The 15,987-nt window shown below is 44.2% G+C and carries 18 protein-coding genes; 16 read left to right on the top strand and 2 right to left on the bottom strand.

Annotation, left to right across the window (positions count from 1 at the left end; translation table 11 throughout):
* The first annotated feature begins 1 nt into the window (after window position 1).
* Window positions 2–748: an ABC transporter ATP-binding protein gene (locus ACXAF2_RS14995; protein ID WP_475139808.1), complete on the top strand. Its 747-nt coding sequence runs from the start codon at window positions 2–4 to the stop codon at window positions 746–748.
* Between the two features lie 37 nt (window positions 749–785).
* Complete coding sequence (cntE, locus tag ACXAF2_RS14990; RefSeq protein ID WP_475139806.1) at window positions 786–1,979, top strand: staphylopine family metallophore export MFS transporter CntE; 1,194 nt, start codon at window positions 786–788, stop codon at window positions 1,977–1,979.
* Window positions 1,980–2,073: 94 nt separating this feature from the next.
* Here cntE and ACXAF2_RS14985 read toward each other — a convergent pair whose 3' ends face one another.
* Window positions 2,074–2,868: a sporulation protein gene (locus ACXAF2_RS14985; RefSeq protein ID WP_475139805.1), complete on the bottom strand. Its 795-nt coding sequence runs from the start codon at window positions 2,866–2,868 to the stop codon at window positions 2,074–2,076.
* 282 nt (window positions 2,869–3,150) lie between these two features.
* On the opposite strand from ACXAF2_RS14985, the gene ACXAF2_RS14980 reads away from it, so the two are divergent.
* Window positions 3,151–3,393 (top strand): hypothetical protein, encoded by a 243-nt coding sequence (locus ACXAF2_RS14980; RefSeq protein WP_475139803.1) that lies wholly within the window; start codon window positions 3,151–3,153, stop codon window positions 3,391–3,393.
* A gap of 161 nt (window positions 3,394–3,554) precedes the next feature.
* Here ACXAF2_RS14980 and ACXAF2_RS14975 read toward each other — a convergent pair whose 3' ends face one another.
* The gene (locus ACXAF2_RS14975) at window positions 3,555–3,854 is read right to left on the bottom strand and encodes a hypothetical protein (RefSeq protein WP_475139802.1); all 300 of its coding nucleotides are present in this window, start codon (window positions 3,852–3,854) and stop codon (window positions 3,555–3,557) included.
* 480 nt (window positions 3,855–4,334) lie between these two features.
* Here ACXAF2_RS14975 and ACXAF2_RS14970 point away from each other — a divergent pair, with 480 nt between their 5' ends.
* From ACXAF2_RS14970 to ACXAF2_RS14910, 13 genes are all read left to right on the top strand, one after another.
* The gene (locus ACXAF2_RS14970) at window positions 4,335–5,684 is read left to right on the top strand and encodes an ATP-binding protein (protein WP_475139801.1); all 1,350 of its coding nucleotides are present in this window, start codon (window positions 4,335–4,337) and stop codon (window positions 5,682–5,684) included.
* A 173-nt stretch (window positions 5,685–5,857) separates the two neighbouring features.
* Window positions 5,858–6,400 carry a ribonuclease FAU-1 family protein gene (locus ACXAF2_RS14965; protein WP_475139799.1) on the top strand — a complete coding sequence of 181 codons (543 nt, stop codon included), beginning with the start codon at window positions 5,858–5,860 and terminating at the stop codon, window positions 6,398–6,400.
* 149 nt (window positions 6,401–6,549) lie between these two features.
* Window positions 6,550–7,023 (top strand): DUF2975 domain-containing protein, encoded by a 474-nt coding sequence (locus tag ACXAF2_RS14960; RefSeq protein WP_475139798.1) that lies wholly within the window; start codon window positions 6,550–6,552, stop codon window positions 7,021–7,023.
* Between the two features lie 9 nt (window positions 7,024–7,032).
* On the top strand, window positions 7,033–7,251 hold the full coding sequence (locus ACXAF2_RS14955; protein ID WP_148967859.1) for a helix-turn-helix domain-containing protein: 219 nt from the start codon (window positions 7,033–7,035) through the stop codon (window positions 7,249–7,251).
* Between the two features lie 21 nt (window positions 7,252–7,272).
* Window positions 7,273–8,073 carry a DUF817 domain-containing protein gene (locus ACXAF2_RS14950; RefSeq protein WP_475139797.1) on the top strand — a complete coding sequence of 267 codons (801 nt, stop codon included), beginning with the start codon at window positions 7,273–7,275 and terminating at the stop codon, window positions 8,071–8,073.
* Between the two features lie 22 nt (window positions 8,074–8,095).
* Complete coding sequence (locus ACXAF2_RS14945) at window positions 8,096–8,350, top strand: hypothetical protein (RefSeq protein WP_475139795.1); 255 nt, start codon at window positions 8,096–8,098, stop codon at window positions 8,348–8,350.
* A gap of 887 nt (window positions 8,351–9,237) precedes the next feature.
* Window positions 9,238–9,633: a transcriptional regulator SpxA gene (gene spxA / locus ACXAF2_RS14940; RefSeq protein WP_475139793.1), complete on the top strand. Its 396-nt coding sequence runs from the start codon at window positions 9,238–9,240 to the stop codon at window positions 9,631–9,633.
* A gap of 75 nt (window positions 9,634–9,708) precedes the next feature.
* Complete coding sequence (locus ACXAF2_RS14935; protein WP_475139792.1) at window positions 9,709–10,125, top strand: RrF2 family transcriptional regulator; 417 nt, start codon at window positions 9,709–9,711, stop codon at window positions 10,123–10,125.
* A 58-nt stretch (window positions 10,126–10,183) separates the two neighbouring features.
* The gene (locus ACXAF2_RS14930; RefSeq protein ID WP_475139790.1) at window positions 10,184–10,516 is read left to right on the top strand and encodes an IDEAL domain-containing protein; all 333 of its coding nucleotides are present in this window, start codon (window positions 10,184–10,186) and stop codon (window positions 10,514–10,516) included.
* A gap of 182 nt (window positions 10,517–10,698) precedes the next feature.
* The gene (locus tag ACXAF2_RS14925) at window positions 10,699–11,514 is read left to right on the top strand and encodes an MBL fold metallo-hydrolase (protein WP_475139789.1); all 816 of its coding nucleotides are present in this window, start codon (window positions 10,699–10,701) and stop codon (window positions 11,512–11,514) included.
* A gap of 83 nt (window positions 11,515–11,597) precedes the next feature.
* Window positions 11,598–13,337, top strand: a complete 1,740-nt coding sequence (locus ACXAF2_RS14920; protein ID WP_475139788.1) for an ABC transporter ATP-binding protein — start codon at window positions 11,598–11,600, stop codon at window positions 13,335–13,337.
* Window positions 13,334–15,112 carry an ABC transporter ATP-binding protein gene (locus ACXAF2_RS14915; RefSeq protein ID WP_475139786.1) on the top strand — a complete coding sequence of 593 codons (1,779 nt, stop codon included), beginning with the start codon at window positions 13,334–13,336 and terminating at the stop codon, window positions 15,110–15,112. Before ACXAF2_RS14920 ends, ACXAF2_RS14915 begins: the two co-directional genes overlap by 4 nt.
* Window positions 15,113–15,386: 274 nt before the next feature.
* Window positions 15,387–15,944 (top strand): GNAT family N-acetyltransferase, encoded by a 558-nt coding sequence (locus ACXAF2_RS14910; RefSeq protein ID WP_475139784.1) that lies wholly within the window; start codon window positions 15,387–15,389, stop codon window positions 15,942–15,944.
* Window positions 15,945–15,987: the final 43 nt, after the last annotated feature.

Below are 15,987 nucleotides of genomic sequence, written 5' to 3'. Positions count from 1 at the left end.
TATGCTGAAAGCTAATCATGTAAACAAATCATATCAACATGGAGGCCTTTTTTCGAAAGAGAGGAAGCAAGTGCTGACCGATGTCAGCTTTGAAGTGAAGCGGGGAGAATGCCTGGGCATCATCGGGGAAAGCGGAAGCGGCAAATCGACACTGGGGCGGCTCATGACCGGGATAGAAAAACCGGACCGGGGAGCCGTTACCGTTGATGGTGTGGATGTAGCAGACACGAACCGACGAATCGGGAAGATCAGCGCGGTGTTCCAGGATTACAAATCGTCCATCAATCCATTTTTCACGGTAGAGCAGGCCATCCTTGAGCCACTCGAGCTGCAGAAGATACCAGCGGATCAGAAGGCCTATAAGGTAGACGGACTGCTGAGTGAAGTAGGATTGCCACATACATACAAGCATAAATATCCCCATGAATTGTCCGGTGGAGAGATTCAAAGGGTGTGCATCGCAAGAGCGATCTCCACTGAGCCCGGCTGGATCCTCTTTGATGAAGCCATCAGTTCCCTGGATGTGTCGGTTCAATTACAGATTTTGAATCTTCTCCGGAAACTGAAGGAAACACACCGTATGACCTATGTGTTCATCACCCATGATATTGAGGCAGCCGCCTATATCTGCGACCGCATCCTCATCTTTCGTCAAGGACAGGTGGAAGAAATGGTTGAAACGGAACGCTTAAAGGACGTTCAATCCGATTATGCGAAACAGCTGTTGCGGTCACTGGTCACGTTTTAGACCCGGAAATCATCAAGAAGAGAGGAGGCGATAGACAGTGTATGGAGCATTATCGTGGCCATTCTTACGATTATATTTGGTAGTCCTTTGTTATTTCAGTGCCAACGCCATCCTGAATGTGCTCATCCCCCTGCAAGGAAAAGAGTGGGGAGCAAGCAACACGACGATCGGCCTGGTGATGGGGGCGTATCTATTTACGACGATGTTCTTCCGGCCCTGGGCTGGTCAGATCATTCAAAAGCACGGACCGACCCGGATCCTGCGTATCATCCTGATCCTGAACGGGCTTGCCCTTGCTCTATATGCCATTTCAGGCCTTGGAGGCTATTTAGTGGCCAGGATGCTGCAGGGGGTGGCGACGGCCTTCTTTTCCATGGCCATGCAAATAGGGATCATCGATGCACTGCCTGAGAAGGACCGGTCGCAAGGTATCTCGCTTTATTCTTTATTTTCCTATATCCCAGGCATCCTTGGTCCGCTACTAGCCATCGGAATCTGGCAGGGAGGAATGGATTCATTCGGCTACGTGATGATTGGGCTTGCCATTATGACGGGCATATTTGGGTACAGCGCCAAGTTGGAAACGAAAGAAAATGAACCGGTACCAGTAATAGATGGAAAAGGGGGAAAGATGCTTGCCTCCTTCACCCAACTGGTGAAAAATCCTCACCTGTTCCGGTGCAGCGTGCTGATGCTAGGTTCATCCATCATATTCGGAGCCATCACTACCTTCATCCCTCTATACGCATTTCAGATGAAGAGTGGAAGCGCCGGAATATTCCTCATGCTGCAGGCTGCAACCGTTGTGTTTGCACGTTTCACCTTGAGAAAACATATTCCATCTGACGGCAAATGGCATGCCCCCTTTGTCATGGGGACCATGCTTCTTCTCGCCCTGGCAGCCCTATGCATCAGCTTCTCCCAGACGTTGGGGAGTGTTCCTTTCTATGTGGGGGCTGTCGGGATCGGAATGGCACAGGCGTTGATTTATCCAACGCTCACCACGTATCTATCTTTTGTTCTTCCGAAAGTGGAACGGAATGTCCTACTGGGGCTCTTCATTGCTACGGCCGACTTAGGAGTCTCCCTAGGTGGAGTGCTGATGGGACCGCTCGCCGATCTCTCGTCTTATTCGTTCATGTATGGGATGTGTGCCATATTGGGAGTCATGATGATCGTCTTTTCATTCAATAGAGGCAAAAGGGTATCGGTAAGGGAGGAACCCTTTTAATATGTTCAAGAGGTGGAAGTTCAAGTCAATAAAAAGAAACGATCAGGGGTTTATTGCCCGTGATCGTTTTTTAGTGGTATGTTAATGTTCTAGATTAAAGTACCTCATCAATAATCTCTTCAAACACATCACTCACACGGCTTCTCTTAAGCAGGATCTCCTGGTTATCAAGTGTCACGCTTCCTCTGTGTTCATCCAGGTTGAACTTTTCTTTCAACACAGCCATCGATCCTTTGCTCCGTTTGTCGATTTCAAAGTAGATGGTGGTCTCATGGTCCCCTTGAAGGATATAGACTTCGAGTTCGTCGAGCTTCCGGCTGTATTTGCCGAAGGATGGAGTGAATTCATATTGCTGCACGAAAGGACGATTTGTTTTCACCCATGCAGGGGTGTTCTGACTTTCCATCTGCTTGAATTTAAACCCGATGACCTTGATGGCGTCTACAATATTTTCATGAACGGTTGTCGGGTCTACGGATACATAATCCCTGTCCTTGGGGTCAATGGCATTCTTGATATCGATACCCGTATCAATCCAGACCGGCGGAACATTCTTCTGCGTTTCAGGGTGTACCATCGTGATCGGCGTATCCAGAGGAACCTTGAATGAGAATGGAATGTGCCTTTTTTCTCCCTTAGAAATAGTGAAAGGCTCATTGAGCTGGTGGACTTCCACGACGACAGGTGACAGTCGATCTCCTCCTTCATGACCGAACATCGTCATCAGCTTCAGGTCGATCGATTCGATTCGCTGATCCGTATTACCGCCTTTCACTTCCACGACTCCCTCAAGCATCTCACCCTGCTGAATATAAGCCCGCTTCACCTTCGTATCAACGGTCGCGGAACCAATCCCAATACTCGCAATCACTTTATTGAACATGGACATGTGCATTCATCCCCCTTCTTATTATCCCTATCGTAGCATAGATTGTCAGATTGAGAGGAAGGGGAAGTGTTCAAAATCTATGAACACTTCGGATAAGAATCAATGATTGTCACGCCGCCAGAATCGCGTTACGCCAATCAAATCCTCCTTTTTAGCCTAATGTATGAAACGCGTTTCATAGCAAGGGGAAAATAAAATAATGAGTCAACCAGCTGGGCCTGTCATGTAAACCCCGTTCCTCTCATATTCATAAGAAAGGCAGCATAAGGGGGTGTGACCATTTTGAATCATGTAATGATACCTGCTTTCATCTTGCTTATTATCCTTATTTTTATTATCTGTTTCTACTTTATGAACAGGTACAAGCAACAGGCTGTTCAAGTCTTTACATTAGAGAGTTTCTTTCATTCGTCTAAACTGGGTGAAGACGAGGGGAAGGATAATAGCTTAATAGAAAAGGTGAATGATTATTTTGATGATGGAGATAGCGATGGGGATGGAGATGGTGGGGATGACGGGGAGTGAACATCCCCGTCTTCTTTTTATTCACGTCCAGCGAGACAGGCTCTTGCATGGGTCCCGGGATGATTAAAGCAGGTAAAGATTTAAAGGAAATTCGACACGGATGCTCAATTATTGGAAAAGCAGCACAATAAAACATCGAACGCTGGATACGTTTTCTCTACCTAACCAGGCTCATTATCTGCATCTTCTATTGTATTCTCTCCGCCATCTCTAACAACTTGTCCAAACTGGTTGGCGTTTTGCCCACCTTTATCTGCGATTTGTCCGCCTTGGCTTGCATTCTCCCCATCTTTTCCGGTCAGGTTCTGTGATCCTTCCGATGCGGTTTGTTCCACACCGGCATTGCCGCCTTCATTTGCTAGGTTGTTCGTATTATAAATATTAATATAAATTTTAATTCCGTCTTTATCGTGCTTGAAGGAAACTTCTGAATTTTTATCATCATCTTTCTGTTTACCCAAGTTACATTCACCTCCAGTCTGGTATGTTACTACTAAAATATTCATTGCATACGAAAGTGTGTGTGAACTTGTCCCACTATTTATAAACATAGATACTCATTATCCCTTGCACGCTTTTGTGCTTCTCTATTGAGTTATATGAATGGATAGAGTAACTTTTGATTAATAATAGGGGATTATTTTCCCAAGTCGTAGGAAGTGACAAAGAGTGAAGAGATTGGTATAGATAGCCTGTGTCTGATTCCTTGTCCATTTTTGTATGATGTTCCGACCTTTCTATGAAAGTTATGTAAATAGTGGAAAATGAAAAGGCGATTCAGCTGTTTCAAAACAACTGAATCGCCTATCAACGTTTATTTTTGGGAGGGCGAGGTTCCCAGGTTGGGAAATTTTCTAATCGAAACAATTTGAAAGGATATTCGTTATAATAAGGAATAATACATAGTTGTCAAAATTTTTAAAAGAATGGAGGCTACACCGATGAATCATTCAGCGTTACTTACCGGTCTACTTATTAACCTCCTTGTCATTTTGATTATTATTTTAATCATAAACTTTTATTACTTATCCAAGAAACGAATGTACAACCTTCAGATTAAGCCCTTTCCTATTTATATGGCTAGTTCTATTCTGATTTTTCTTAGTCTGGCTTTATCCGTTCGATTGGAAAATGGCTTTGTCTATGATTTGCGATTCATTCCTTTTCTATTAGGGGGGATATATGGTGGGAATCGGGTCCTGCCCTGGCTTGCTGTTACGATGATTGCAATTCGTGTGCCAATGTTAGGGCCTGGATTAATCATTACGGTGGTCTTGGCCATTCTCTCCACTATCGTGATTTTATATATGCGTCCGATCATGGCGAAGAAAGCATGGAAGACTAGAGTTTACTTGTTTACGTTTTTTTCGTTTTGCTACTCGGTTCTTTCCTTATTGATCCCATCCTTGATCTTTGATTTCGGACATTTTTCTTCGTTCTTCATTTATTCAGCTGTTCTGACAGGGGCGACTTTCTTTGTTTTTTACCTATGTGAAATCATCAGAACCAGCTATATACTCCAAGTGGAGTCGATTAAATATGAGAAAATGCAGGTGGTCAGCCACTTGGCTGCCAGCATGAGTCATGAAGTGAGAAACCCCTTGACGACCGTAAAGGGCTTTCTTCAACTGATCAACGAAGATCCATCGAATGCTTCTGCGAATAACGAACTTTCGAAGATTGCAGTCAGTGAGATTGACCGTGCCACAGAGGTCATCAACCAATATCTGAACTTTGCCAAGCCGCACCCGGAGCTTGAAATGGTCGTGGATATCCGGAAAGAAATCCATAGAAGTAAGGAAATCATCATGCCCCTTGCAATCAAAAAAGGAATTGTCCTGAAGGTGAGCGTATTACATAACTATTCGATTAAAGGTGACCCCAATAAGCTGCAGCAGGTCCTTGTCAATGTAATGAAAAACGGAATAGAAGCAATGGATTCTGGCGGGACTTTAAGAATCTTCAGCTATCAAGAAGAAGGTAAAGTATTCATCGTCATGAACGATACGGGAATCGGGATGACAAAGGAACAAATCATGCGACTCGGTGAACCTTACTTTTCCATGAAAGGGAAGAATGGAACCGGTCTAGGGATGATGACTGTCTTTCACTTGGTAAAAGGAATGAAAGGAACGATAAAAGTCTTAAGCAAGATCAATCAAGGCACCTCGGTCATCCTCTCGTTTCCGGTTTGTGTGGGGAAGGGGAAGATGGGGAAAAAGATCGATAACCTTAGCCATAAGGGACACGATTCGCCACAAGTTCAAGATCAAGAGCCCTTACGGAAATAAGGACGTTTTTCATGAGCTTCTATCGAAATTCATTGAGCCGAACCAGCTTTATTCCTGGAAGCAACGTGTAGAAGCACTGTGCGGGGAACCTCATTCCTTTGCTTATATGGCGGAAAGGTTATCGGAAGAATAACTCATGGGGACATAAATAGAAAATGGCTTGAGGGATCATGATGCTAAAAAGAAAATATGGAGACCGCCCCGATTGGGAACGAGTGATCAAGCGTAAATATTCACAGGCGTATCTCGATACCGGGGGATTCAAGGGATTTATCACTTTATTGAATACAATAAAAGTAACGGAGCCGTTATCGGTGCGGTATGGGGAAAAAAGTGTATGTATAGTGGATAATGGCTATATGTGGCTGCAGCAATTTCCAATCGGTAAGAATCATTCAGTCACGACGATGTTTGATGCAGGTGGTGAGATCGTTCAATGGTATATCGATATTTGCCTCCGCAATGGAATAGAAAATGATATTCCCTGGATGGACGATTTATTCTTGGATATTGTCCTATTACCAACGGGAGAAATCATTGAAAAAGATGCGGATGAGCTAGAAGATGCTTTATTGAAAGGAATCATTGATAAGCCTCTTTACGATCTGGTATGGAATGAAGTGAAAATTCTAAAAGGTCTCATAAGGAAGGGCAGCTTTGACTTGATAAATTGGTCACACAGCCATAAGGAAATCTTATCTAACTGTTTGAAGTAGCTGTATGAAAGCATTTCTTTCTCATAAGGAATGCTTTTTTATATTGGTTTAATACAATAATAATAAAATTGTTTTCGATAATTTTTTATTGTAAAACAATAAATTATGTATTAAGATAAAATGGAATTTAAATAAGCGAGGTGCTTTTGATGAAACGAGAAACACTCTTTTTGAAAATAGCTGTTTTTCTTATAGGAACCCCGGTTTTTGCCCTTTGCGTATTCGGGTTGCCCTGGTTAGCAAAGGATGTAGCAGGTTCAGGGCTTGAATATTTGGTATATGGTATTTTGATCGTGATGTATATTTCAGCGATCCCGTTTTTCGTTGCCTTGTATCAAGCGATCCGACTATTAAGCTATATTGACAAGAACGATGCGTTCTCGGAATTATCGGTCAAGGCTTTAAAGAATATTAAATATTGTGCCACCACCATCACAATCTTGTATGTGGCCGGGATGCCGCTCTTCTATCTCATGGGAGAGATCGACGACGCTCCCGGGGTCATCGTGATTGGTATGATGTTTATATTCGCTCCGCTTGTGATTGCGGTATTTGCGGCAGTTCTTCAAAAGCTATTAAAAAATGCCATCGATATAAAATCAGAAAATGACTTAACGGTCTGAGGTGAAAACATGGCGATTATAATCAATATTGATGTGATGTTGGCAAAAAGGAAAATGAGCGTAACAGAGCTGTCGGAGAGAGTTGGAATCACGATGGCGAACCTTTCTATATTGAAAAATGGAAAGGCAAAAGCGGTCCGATTATCCACTTTAGAAGCGATCTGTAAGGCATTGGAGTGTCAGCCTGGGGATCTTTTAGAATACAAAAGTGAGGAAGACATTCAATAAACAGGGTCTGGAGGCGAAATCATGAGAGCATTAAAACAACTCGTTCGTTTTGGTTGGGAGCAGGCCCTATCCTGTTTGTTCCCTGTCGTTATTTTTGCCTCTTTGGCTTTGACACAAATCATCCCGCTTCCACTACTACCGCGGTATGACTGGCTACTCATCATCTGCCTCCTGATGCAGTGGGGAATGCTGCGTTCCGGGCTTGAAACACGGGACGAACTCAAGGTGATCACCTTGTTTCACTTGATCGGCCTTGCCCTTGAACTTTTCAAAGTCCATATGGGCTCATGGTCTTATCCCGGGGAGGGGTATTCCAAAGTGTTTGGGGTGCCTTTGTACAGCGGGTTCATGTACGCAAGTGTGGCGAGTTATCTTTGTCAGGCGTGGAGGAGGCTTAATGTGGAACTGGTGAAGTGGCCACCTCTCATGGTCGTTTTCCCCCTGGCTGCTACCATTTATTTGAATTTTTTCACCCATCATTACTGGATCGACATTCGCTGGTGGTTATCGGGACTCGTTCTGTTCGTCTTTTGGCGAACATGGGTCCTGTACGAGGTGGGCGGAACCCGTTACCGCATGCCACTAGCCCTTTCATTTGTGCTCATCGGATTTTTCATATGGATAGCCGAAAATATCGCTACGTTCTTTGGTGCCTGGGAATATCCAAATCAAACCGATGCCTGGAGTCTCGTTCATCTGGGGAAGGTGAGTTCATGGCTCTTATTGGTGATTGTCAGCTTTCTGATCGTGGCAATGTTGAAGCGGGTGAAGGGAAAGGGTTCGGTTCAGATTGAGACGGTTCAACTTCCAACCGGACATTAACATGAGGTCAGAAGGGATCGGTTTGAAAAAACTGGCTATCGGTTTCACTTTGTTACATGTCATGATCTTTCTTTCCTGGATCATGAACACGGGGTATTTATTTTCCCCCCTGGGCATCTCCTGTTGGATGTTGGCGATTGCCTCGGGATTCATCGTTCAGATCAAGCTGGATGAAGTCTTGATGATCAGAAAGATAATGGCCATATCGAATGGTTGGATGGTATTACTGATCATTATGACTGTGGGGATCCATTTCACTGTGACCTCCATGTCTTGAACTTCATGGGGGCAAGTGCCCTGTTTCGCATTTATAAGTAGGGAACAGAGATTTGGCCCCTGTCCTTTCAAGATTAACCCGTTCGGTTGATAAGGAGAAGGATACCATTCACGACTTAAATAGAATGCTTATTAACACATCAACTAACACAAAAAATAGCCGTTCTATTAGCAGATACGAAAGATGGGAAGATGAAGAGTGAGTAATCAGGGAAAGAAAAATAAGCGGAGATTTTACTGTTATATGGAGATTAGAAGTAGTTTTTGGGGAAATAAACTGGAGTTTTTCCCTCTATGCAAAGCAAAGCTCTTATTTTCACGTTTTTCGAATCAAATAAGAGAATTTTCTCCCTCTATTTAAGCTGTTTACAGTACTATTTGATAATTAAGGGGAATTTTTTCCTCTATAAACCTCAATAAGCAGAGAACCTGGTTTCATTGTTTAAGAATGCAAAAGTTTAACGGGAAACCTGATGTTCATGGGCTTTCATGAAATACCAAAGGATCATCCAACTTGGATGGTCCTATTTTTATCTTCAGTATTATTTTCCGTGAATAAATTTATTCATTACTGCTAAAAGAGTTGTTAAAACGGATGTTAATTTGTATGCTAAAACACTCTTTAAAAGTTATAAACGTTGTCATATCAATAAAAAAAGGAGGAGCGAATGAACGTGCTAATTCCACCTCCAAAAGCAATGTTATTTTACGTTTTTCCCGCTCACCCAAACGGGTTATTTAAAGATGCGTGGTGTTCATTTTTTAAAAAAAGGGTTGACATATTTAACTGTAAATATTAATATTACAGTGTACCTGGAACCAACGGGTAATTCTTTTTATATAAACTGTTACTTTTTTTATTACATTTAAAAAGGAGTGTATAAACAAATGGTCAATCTATATCTGACATCAAGCTGCACATCCTGCCGTAAAGCAAGAGCATGGCTGGATGAGCATTCAATTGAGTATGTGGAACGCAATATGCTGCTTGAACCCTTGACACCTGATGAGATCAAATCGATTCTTCGTCTGACAGAAAACGGAACAGAAGACATTATTTCCACCCAGTCAAAAGCATACCAGGAATTAGACGTAGACATTGATTCTTTGCCGCTCCAGGATTTATATACATTAATCAGGGAGAACCCGCAAATGCTGAAGAGACCGATCATCATGGATGAAAAGAGATTGCAGGTCGGCTATAACGATGAAGAAATCCGCAGCTTCCTGCCGAGAAAAGTTCGTACCTTCTCATACAAAGAGCTGCAAAAACTGGCCAATTAACTGAGGGATCAGGATGGTTGACAGTATAAACTGTAAAAGATACCATTACAGTAACATCCGTAAAGGAGGCAGGCCATGAATAGTGACTTTACATTAGCCATTCACAGTTTAACGTATCTTGCTCTGAAGACCGATCGCATGTCCACGAGCGATGCAATCTCAGAAAGTGCCGGCGTTCATCCGGTACGCATCCGAAAAGTCCTGAGTTTGTTGAAAAAGCAAGGATTCATCGCCTCAAAAGAAGGTACGGGCGGCGGTTTCATTTTTGCAAGGGACTTGAGCGAGATCAACTTGTGGGACATCTATAAAATCACGTCAGAAGGCGCCCTGCAGCCCAAATGCACGGCCTCTAACGAACGGTGTGTCGTAGGGGCGAATATGAAAAAGGTTCTCTTTCACATTTTTCTGGGAGCAGAAGAACAGCTGGGGGATTACTTAAAAGACTACACCATTAGAGATATCGTCGACTTAATCAATAAAGAGGAAGCATAGAAGCTTTCTTTTCCTCTAAATGTAACAAATAATATTACAGTTAGGAAGGTGAAAAGGTATGTCAAACCAGCATTCCATTTTAAAAACCGGGGATTGGATCAAAGGGAAATTACTTTCTGGTGAATTGGTCATCGGTTATATTGAAACCCTTGATATCCAAAGTCAAACACTAAAAGCAAAAGTCGTGACAAGTGATAATAAAACCATTGAAGGCAAAAGCCTTCCCTTATTGAACAGACAGGTTACAAAAATACCGTCCACCCCTGTGAAAAACAAGGAACAAATCCAGTTCCTGATTGACCTGGCGCTTGCAACGGGTGACCAAGAATGGTTCTTGGAACTGACTGCGAAGTTGAATTCCATGCGGGAGCTTGCAGAAGGGATAAAGTGAGCCTCATGAAAGGAGCTGAAGAGCGTGATTCTTCAGCTTTTTTTAGTGTTGATTTACCATTCAGGCGATGAACCCTCTCCTCCTAAAGTCGTAGACTACATTTGACCATTTGGTGGAAGACGATTACTAGAAAATGGAATAAAATGAAATAAGATAAAGAGACGTTAAGAGGAGGAGTTTTTATGATGAACAAATATGTATGTACAACATGTGGAACCCAATACCCTAAGAGTCAGGAAGAACCTGAAAGATGCCCCATTTGTGAGGAGGAACGTCAGTATGTTAATCCGGATGGCCAAAGCTGGACGACACTGGATGAAATGATTAGGAGCAGTGTCTATCAAAATACCATTCTGCAAGAAGAACCGGGACTATATAGCATCACCACCACACCGAAGTTCGGCATCGGGCAGACGGCCTATTTGATTACAACTGGCGGCTATAATGTTTTATGGGACTGTGTCACGTATCTGGATGAGGAGACGATCCGGACCATTAAGGAGTTGGGCGGCATCGATGCGATTGCGGTTTCCCATCCGCATTATTACTCTGCCCAGCTGGAGTGGGCTGAACGGTTTGATGCGGACATTTATCTTCATGTGGATGACCAGGCCTGGGTCATGGAACCTGGGGAGCGGATCCGGTTCTGGGAAGGGGAAGAGTTGACCCTGAACGAAGGGATTTCGTTCCATCGCCTTGGTGGACATTTCAAAGGTGGAGCGGTCCTTCACTGGGAGCAGGGAGGGGTTCTGTTGACGGGAGATATCATTCAGGTCGTGGCGGATACTGATTGGGTCAGCTTCATGTATAGCTATCCGAATCTCATTCCCCTGCCGGCAGGTAAAGTAAAGGAAATGGCTGAGAAAGTAAAGCCTTTATCTTTCTATAAGCTGTATAATGCCTTTCATCGGGTGATAGAAAAAGATGCCGATCAAGCGGTCCAACGATCTGCAGAACGATATATTCATGCTTTGGAAGGGAAACTGTTCTCTACATAATATATGGGCCCCTTACTCTATTCGAATTATAGTGAATATTATAAAAAATTGGTATAAAATATAGTTTTGTGAGGGGGGCAGTCATGAACTTATTCAAAACAACTTTAAATCATTTTAAGCCTTATTGGCGGAAGTTATTAGTGGCTCTTGTGTTTGCCATCATCGGCGGTCTTTTCACGATCGTGCCATCGATTCTTGTGAAGCGGTTGGTGGATGATGTGATCGTGGGAGGGGACTTGGATTTCTTAGTCTGGGTCGTAGCAGGAATTCTCGGTGCTTACTTAGGTAAGGCCCTGTTTGAGACGATGCAGGAATATGTTCAGGTGAAAATCGGTCTCGATGTAATTACAGACATGCAGATCCGGGCCTTCAGAAAGCTGCACCGAACTCCGATGTCGTTCTTTTCAAAGACGCCGAGGGGAGATATGCTCTTCCGTCTGACTCATGATGTAGAGTCGATCCAGAATCTGAACAATACAGTTGTTCCACGTATCCTACAGCAGGTTGTAGGTGCAATTGCGGCCTTTTCCGCGGTGTTTGTTTTATTTTGGCCAGCTGCCATCGTGATGTTTGCCGTATTTGCGATATATATCGTTCCCTCTTTTACATTGGGGAAGAAAATGCGAAAGATGAGCGCGGTCCAGCGGGAGATGAGTGCGGATATGTATCAGCATCTGCAGGAAAGCATTGAGAGTGTGAGATTGGTGAGGACTTACCAGACGCAGGATGTAGAAGTCGGTACCCAGGAGAAGAAGCTCTCTGATTGGAAGCAGTACTCTATTCGGGCGGCCCTCATCGGGAAGGTGAATTGGCGGCTGGGGAACCTGTTCAATATCGCGGCTCCGGGTGTTGTGATGCTGATCGGCGGATGGGCGATTTGGGACGGTACGATCACAGTCGGAACCCTCATTGCGTGCCTGAGCTTCATCCCCATCATGTTCTTGCCCGTCAGGTCCATGGCGGAGCATGCCTTGACGATCCAGCAGGCGATTCCTGCCCTTCAACGGATCTATGAATATTTTGATTTACCAGAAGAACATGAGGAGAAGCTCCCTTCTTTTGGCCCGGTAAAAGGAAAGATTGACTTGGAGAATCTATGGTTCTCGTATCCTGGAAGTGATAAGCAGGTCTTGAAAGGAGTTACATTGTCTCTAAGTCAGGGGAACCACATTGGGATCGTCGGAACGAGTGGAGGAGGAAAAAGTACTCTGGTCCAACTTTTACTTGGAATGTATGAACCTCGGCAGGGTTCCGTGCTTATTGATGATAAGAACTTATTTGAATACAACCGGAACAGCTTTAGACAGCAGGTGGGGGTTGTGTCTCAAGAAACGTTTCTTCTAAATAGCACACTACGCCAGAATTTATTGTACGGAAAACCCGATGCAGCCATGGAGGAATTGGAACAGGCTGTGGAAGCGGCGGGATTGAAGGAAATGATTGATTCCCTTGAGGAGAGGTATGAAACGGTCGTCGGGGAGCGGGGCTTGAAGCTCTCAGGTGGTCAACGGCAGCGCGTTGCCCTTGCCCGGGCGATCTTGAGACAGCCTCCTGTGTTGATCTTTGATGAAGCGACCTCCTCCCTGGACGGGGAAACGGAAGAACGGGTGCAGGCATCCTTAGAGAAGCTGATCCCGGGACGGACGACGATTACGATCGCCCACCGACTCGTCACGGTAAGGAATGCCGATGTGATCATCCTTCTCGATCAGGGAGTGGTGGCGGAAAAAGGAACGCATGAAGAGCTGCTCCTCATGCGAGGAAAGTATTATGAATTATACAAAGCCCAATACAGCGAGCTGGAAAAGGAGATGATCGGATGACGGCCACCCAAGTGAAGAATCGTGACGGAAGAAGGGTGCTTAGCTTCCTTCGCCCCTATAAAAAGTGGGTCATCGCAGACTCCATCGTCATTGCGATCAGCCAGGTGTTTTCGGCCCTGATCCCGACCCTTGCCCTCAGCTGGCTGGTGGATACGATCATCCCGAATGAAAACTATAATTGGCTATGGGGTCTCATGTGGCTCTTGATTTTATCAGCCGTACTGGACCTGGTCATGATGGTAATCGACGAATATTTCTGTCATCAGACCGCTAAGACTGTGACGAATTGGCAGAAGCTGAGATTGTTCCGGCATCTGCAGATCGTCCCGTATTCATTTTATCATCATAATTCAACGGGGGAAATGCTTGCGAGGGTGTCGGATGATCCAGATACGCTCCATAATTTCCTGGCATGGGAAGGCTCGACGTTCATGGCAAGCGTGCAGGGGGTATTCATTTACAGCCTGGTGCTGTTATGGATTCATCCATACTTGATGATTACTAGTGTTGTCCTCGGCGTGATTTTCTATTGGACTTCTAATTATGTTGGAGCAAGGACCAGGACTGCTTCTGCTGATGCAAGAAAAGAAGCGTCGAGATATCTTGAGAGATTAAGAGAATCGGTGACGGGGATTCACCTGTCACGTGTGATGGGTGTCTCTGAAAGTGAAGTGGACAGTGTCATCTCCATTCGGGACACCTTCGTGCAACACTCGGTAAAGGAACTGAAAGCAAGAATGCAGTCGGTGGTGGTGATTGCGAGCTACAACGGATTTGCCCTTGGGCTTGTTTACTTAATCAGTACGCTATTGATATGGAATCAGGGGTTGACGAGTGGACAGATGCTGACCGCCGGGGGACTCGTGACCATTGCGGCGAATGAGATGCAGAAGCTGCTTCGGAACTGGCTATCTGTCAGACGGACGGGACCGGCACTGGACCGTTCTGACATCCTGCTTTCTGAGAAACCTTCTGAAGCTGAAGTGTCAGAAGGCTTTAGTGGTGAACGGGCAGGCGGGAACATCCGCCTCCAGGACGTGGCCTTTGCTTACCCGGGTAAAGAAGAAAATGTGTTAAAAGGTGTGTCATTTTCCATCGGTGCCGGAGAGAAATGGGCGTTGGTGGGTCCGAGTGGATCGGGGAAATCCACAATAGTCGATCTGCTATTTAAGCTTTACGATACGGGAGTCGGACGGATTGAATTCGACGGCCGGGATATCCGGGAATGGGATACAGCCTGGCTCCGTTCACAAATGGCCATCGTCACCCAGGATGTGATGCTAAGAAGCGGGACACTTGCAGAAAATCTGCGCATAGGAAAGCGGGACGCAACGGATGAAGAGCTCTTGAAAGCATTGGAGGATAGCGGCTTGAGCGAACTCATTGAAACCTTGCCGGAAGGACTCAATACCCTAGTCGGTGAGAGGGGAAGCCTGCTTTCAGGAGGGCAGAAACAACGGTTATCTCTGGCTAGGGCACTCTTAAAAGACGCCCCGATCCTGATTCTGGACGAAGCGAGTTCTGCACTGGATCCGATCACAGAAATCAAGATCAACGAAGCGGTGATGAGAGCCGGGAAGAATCAAACAATCATTATCGTTTCCCATCGATTATCAACAGTTTTATCTGCTGATCATATTGTGGTCCTGGAGGATGGAAGGATTGTAGAACAAGGAAAGCATGCGGATCTGCTTCTGAATCAAACGGGAGTGTATTCGAGACTGTTTGGCAGGGAAGCTGATATGGGCGGGAAGACGATCGATTATGTGTCGTGAGGAAGTGAAGGGGTGGTTCTATTGTTTGGAACCGTTCCTTCTTATTATAAAGCTATGTTAAAGGACTCTGTTGATTTGTATCTCAGGAACAGTTGTCTATACTGTGGAAAAAGATGATGATGATAAGCTTAGGTTATCATCTTTTTCCAAGTTGTGATGCTTGGTCTATTCAGCAATAGGGAGCGTTTCTGTAAGAAGGAGATTGCAGCTTTCTTGTTGTAGTATCGAGCAGTGGAAATAAGATTTTATGATATAACTGAAAGGACACTGTTATATGGAAACATTTACAATTTTAGAGACTGAAAGGTTGTTATTAAGAAGGCTACGAACAACTGATACATTGGATTTATTCCATTACTTCTCTAATGATAGGTATGCAGAGTTCAGTGGTTCGGAATGCTTCACGGAAGTAGAACAGGCTATAAATCTTATTCGATTACTAAATGAGAGAATTGATAATAACAAAGGGATGAAATGGGGAATTACAATTAAGGATGAAGATCGTATTATCGGAACTTGTGGCTTTGAAAATTGGCAAAAGAACGAGTTTAAAGCGGAGATTGGATTCGGTTTATCACCTGAATATTGGCAAAAAGGAATTATGAGAGAAGCACTAAGTGAAGTCATTAAATTCGGCTTTCATACACTTGGCTTTAATCGAATTGAAGCTCTTACCTTTCCAGCTAACATTCGTTCCAGAAAGGTATTAGAAAAGTGTGGATTTAAAGAAGAGGGATATTTAAGAGATTATTATTTCGAAAGAGATGTATTTTTAGATTTTGTTATTTATTCACTATTGAAGAAAGAATATTTGAATATGGAAAGTCCATAAAAAAGGGGAACACCACTTTGGGCGGTTCCCCTTTTTTATCTCT

The sequence above is a fragment of the Rossellomorea sp. ABR4_004 genome, assembly GCF_056159585.1.
This window is presented reverse-complemented; position numbering and strand designations above follow the sequence as displayed.

Bases quoted from the DNA above. Each gene is read 5' to 3' on its own strand.
- spxA (WP_475139793.1), top strand. From the start codon at position 9,238: ATGGTCAATCTATATCTGACATCAAGCTGCACATCCTGCCGTAAAGCA.
- ACXAF2_RS14970 (WP_475139801.1), top strand. From the start codon at position 4,335: ATGAATCATTCAGCGTTACTTACCGGTCTACTTATTAACCTCCTTGTC.
- ACXAF2_RS14985 (WP_475139805.1), bottom strand. From the start codon at position 2,868: ATGTCCATGTTCAATAAAGTGATTGCGAGTATTGGGATTGGTTCCGCG.
- ACXAF2_RS14955 (WP_148967859.1), top strand. From the start codon at position 7,033: ATGGCGATTATAATCAATATTGATGTGATGTTGGCAAAAAGGAAAATG.
- ACXAF2_RS14935 (WP_475139792.1), top strand. From the start codon at position 9,709: ATGAATAGTGACTTTACATTAGCCATTCACAGTTTAACGTATCTTGCT.
- ACXAF2_RS14995 (WP_475139808.1), top strand. From the start codon at position 2: ATGCTGAAAGCTAATCATGTAAACAAATCATATCAACATGGAGGCCTT.
- ACXAF2_RS14965 (WP_475139799.1), top strand. From the start codon at position 5,858: ATGCTAAAAAGAAAATATGGAGACCGCCCCGATTGGGAACGAGTGATC.
- ACXAF2_RS14920 (WP_475139788.1), top strand. From the start codon at position 11,598: ATGAACTTATTCAAAACAACTTTAAATCATTTTAAGCCTTATTGGCGG.
- ACXAF2_RS14950 (WP_475139797.1), top strand. From the start codon at position 7,273: ATGAGAGCATTAAAACAACTCGTTCGTTTTGGTTGGGAGCAGGCCCTA.
- ACXAF2_RS14960 (WP_475139798.1), top strand. From the start codon at position 6,550: ATGAAACGAGAAACACTCTTTTTGAAAATAGCTGTTTTTCTTATAGGA.
- ACXAF2_RS14910 (WP_475139784.1), top strand. From the start codon at position 15,387: ATGGAAACATTTACAATTTTAGAGACTGAAAGGTTGTTATTAAGAAGG.
- ACXAF2_RS14915 (WP_475139786.1), top strand. From the start codon at position 13,334: ATGACGGCCACCCAAGTGAAGAATCGTGACGGAAGAAGGGTGCTTAGC.
- ACXAF2_RS14930 (WP_475139790.1), top strand. From the start codon at position 10,184: ATGTCAAACCAGCATTCCATTTTAAAAACCGGGGATTGGATCAAAGGG.
- ACXAF2_RS14925 (WP_475139789.1), top strand. From the start codon at position 10,699: ATGATGAACAAATATGTATGTACAACATGTGGAACCCAATACCCTAAG.